The organism is Acerihabitans sp., assembly GCF_036398755.1.
Taxonomy (GTDB): domain Bacteria; phylum Pseudomonadota; class Gammaproteobacteria; order Enterobacterales; family Enterobacteriaceae; genus Acerihabitans.
This window is the reverse complement of the sequence record NZ_DASWOM010000040.1, coordinates 1-3392: the sequence shown is the minus strand read 5'-3', so window position 1 is coordinate 3392 and position 3392 is coordinate 1. Positions and strand designations below refer to the sequence as shown.

General features: G+C 56.6%; 2 protein-coding genes. Both read right to left on the bottom strand.

The features are described 5' to 3' along the window. Nucleotides 1-330: 330 nt before the first annotated feature. Entirely contained in the window at nucleotides 331-516 is a 186-nt protein-coding gene (gene csrA / locus VGC33_RS06680; protein ID WP_132926210.1) for a carbon storage regulator CsrA, read from the bottom strand. Between the two features lie 241 nt (nucleotides 517-757). Beyond that, the coding region (alaS, locus tag VGC33_RS06675) for an alanine--tRNA ligase (RefSeq protein ID WP_331119972.1) at nucleotides 758-3392 on the bottom strand (2635 nt) is incomplete at its 5' end.

The following is a 3392-nucleotide window of genomic DNA, read 5'->3' as shown; positions in this document are numbered from 1 at the left end:
TTTTGACCGTATACTCCCTTAGCAGGGGAGCGCCTTCAGCCTCTCGGCCACCTCACCTACGCGCCGATGTTAAAGCTCATCGGCACTGCGTGGCGCACATATTACTTTCCCGGCCTGATAAGTCAAACAATTTTTCCCGTCTGGCGAGCGTTTGCGCAAAAGCCATGCAACTTGACCAGATTGACAGCATAATAATCCCTGACACTGCCTTTATCAGGCAAATTGCAAGCCATTGGCAAAGATTAAATGCAGAGCATCTGTCGAAAAAAAAATGATTTCACAGCGGGAAAAGGAGGGTGGCGCCCCGCTTGAGCAAGGCGCCTGAAAAGATTAGAAGGGATTCTGTTGCGATTTTTCAGCCTGAATACGCTGGTATATTTCTTCACGGTGAACAGATACTTCTTTAGGCGCATTGACACCGATACGTACCTGGTTGCCCTTGACTCCTAAAACCGTAACCGTTACCTCATCGCCAATCATGAGGGTTTCACCAACTCGACGAGTCAGAATTAGCATTCTTTGCTCCTTGAAAGATTAAAAGAGTCGGGTCTCTCAGTTTCCCGCCATTATCCATCATATACCGTGAAAACGTAAGTCATGTTAGTGACATAAAATGCCAGCAGGCTGACGACTTTCAACATCAGGTATAAGTTTAGTCGATATGACCAGCTTCGCGCCTAACTTTTGAGTCAGCGGAAAATACGAATCCAAACGCCATAACTTAACAGAAAGCCACGGCGTTTATAATAACGTATTGTTATCCACGCTGGATTTTTGCCGCCAGCCAGGCCTCTATGCCGGCCAGTGCCGCAGGCAGCGCCTGGATATCGGTACCGCCCGCCTGCGCCATGTCGGGCCGTCCGCCACCCTTGCCGCCCACCTGCCGGGCCAGTTGGCCGATGAGATCGCCGGCTTTGACGCGATCGGTTAGATCTTTGGTGACCCCCGCTATCAGACTGACTTTATCATCGGCGACGGTCGCCAACACGATAACGGCGGAACCCAGCTGGTTTTTCAGATCGTCCACCATGGCGCGCAGCATCTTGGGATCGGTGTTCTCAAGCTTGCTGACCAGAAGCTTCACGCCGTTGACCACCTTTACGTTGCCGGACAAGGCGGAGCTTTCCTGTGCCGCCTGTTGGCTTTTGAGCTGCTGGATCTCTTTCTCCAACTGTCGCGAGCGCTCGAGCAGGGCTTTAACCTTATCCGCCAGGCTTTGGTTATCCCCTTTGACCAACTGGGCGATATCATGGATCAAATCGCTTTGTTGATGCAGGCTGACCAGCGCGCCTTCCCCGGTCAAGGCTTCGATACGGCGTATGCCGGCCGCGGTGCCCGATTCCGAGGTGATGCGGAACAGGCCGATATCCCCGGTACGACCGGCATGAATGCCGCCGCACAGCTCGGTGGAGAAATCACCCATGCGCAATACCCGCACCTTGGCGTCGTATTTTTCGCCGAAAAGCGCCATGGCGCCGGTGCCGCGCGCGGCCTCCAGATCCATGATCTCGGTCTCGATGGGCAGGTTCCGGCGGATTTGCTGGTTGACGATATCTTCCACGGCGCGGATTTGCCGCGGTTTCATCGCTTCAAAGTGGGAGAAATCGAAACGCAGGTACTGATCGTTGACCAGCGAGCCTTTTTGCGCCACATGATCGCCCAGCACCTGCCGCAGCGCCGCATGCAATAAGTGGGTGGCGGAGTGGTTAAGGCGGATTCGGGAACGGCGCGCTTCGTCTACGCTTGCGGTCACCGCATCGCCTATCTTCAGCTCGCCCATGGCCAGGCGGCCGACGTGACCGAACGCCTGGCCGTATTTTTGCGTGTCGTTAACCGTAAACAGCCCAAGCGCGGCCTTCAGTTCGCCCTTGTCGCCCACCTGCCCGCCGGATTCGCCATAAAACGGCGTCTCGTCCAGGACCACGACGGCGTCGTCGCCCTGGCGTATGGACTGTACCGGTTCGCCGTTGCGAAACAGCGCGACCACGGTGCCTTTATGCTGCGCTTCGTCATAACCAAAGAACCGGGTGGCTTTATCCACTCGCAGCATGCTGTTGTAATCGGCGCCGAACCCGCTGGACTCGCGGGCGCGGCGGCGCTGTTCATCCATGGCGCGCTCAAAGCCTTCTTCGTCCACCTTCAAATGACGCTCACGGCAGACATCGGCGGTAAGGTCCAGTGGGAAACCATAGGTATCATACAGCCGAAAAGCGGTTTCACCATCCAGCGTATCGCCCTTAAGCTTGCCCAATTCATCGTCCAGCAAGGCCAGGCCCCGCTCCAGCGTACGGGCAAACTGGTCTTCCTCGGTTTGCAGCACCTGCTCCACCCGTGCCCGCTGCTGTTTCAGCCCGGTGGCGGCGGGACCCATCACCTCAATCAGCGGCGCGACCAGCCGATAGAAAAAGGCGCCGTCGGCGCCCAGCATATTGCCGTGACGCACCGCGCGGCGGATGATGCGGCGCAGGACATAGCCGCGGCCTTCATTGGACGGCACCACGCCGTCCGCGACCAGAAAAGCGCAGGAGCGGATATGGTCGGCTATTACGCGCAATGATTTGCTGCCCGGATCGGCGCAGCCGGTCACCTTGGCCACCGCCTCAATCAGGGTGCGGAACAGGTCGATGTCATAATTCGAGTTAACGTGTTGCAGCACTGCTGAAATGCGCTCCAGCCCCATGCCGGTATCCACGGAAGGCTTAGGCAGCGGCAGCATGGTACCGTCGGATTGACGGTTGAACTGCATAAACACTAAATTCCAGATCTCGATATACCGATCGCCATCTTCTTCCGGGCTCCCCGGCGGGCCGCCCCAGATATGATCGCCATGATCGTAGAAAATTTCCGAGCACGGGCCGCACGGGCCGGTATCGCCCATTTGCCAAAAGTTATCCGACGCGTAGGCGCCGCCTTTATTATCACCGATGCGGATAATGCGCTCTTCCGGCACACCGACGTCCCGCGCCCAAATATTATAGGCTTCGTCATCGGTGGCATAGACGGTCACCCACAGCTTGTCTTTCGGCAGGTTAAACCATTGGGCGCCGGTAAGCAGCTCCCAGGCAAAGCTGATGGCGTCTTGCTTGAAATAGTCGCCAAAACTGAAATTGCCCAGCATCTCAAAAAAGGTATGGTGACGCGCGGTATACCCGACATTTTCCAGGTCGTTGTGTTTACCACCCGCGCGGACGCAGCGCTGGGAAGTGGTGGCGCGCCGATATTGACGCTGGTCCAGCCCGAGGAACACGTCCTTGAATTGGTTCATGCCGGCATTGGTAAACAGCAATGTCGGATCGTTATCTGGCACCAGGGAGCTACTTGCGACTACCTGGTGGCCTTTGCTATGGAAAAAATCGAGAAACGCTTGACGGATCTCAGCGGTGCTCTTGCTC

Bases quoted from the DNA above. Each gene is read 5' to 3' on its own strand.
- csrA (WP_132926210.1), bottom strand. From the start codon at position 516: ATGCTAATTCTGACTCGTCGAGTTGGTGAAACCCTCATGATTGGCGAT.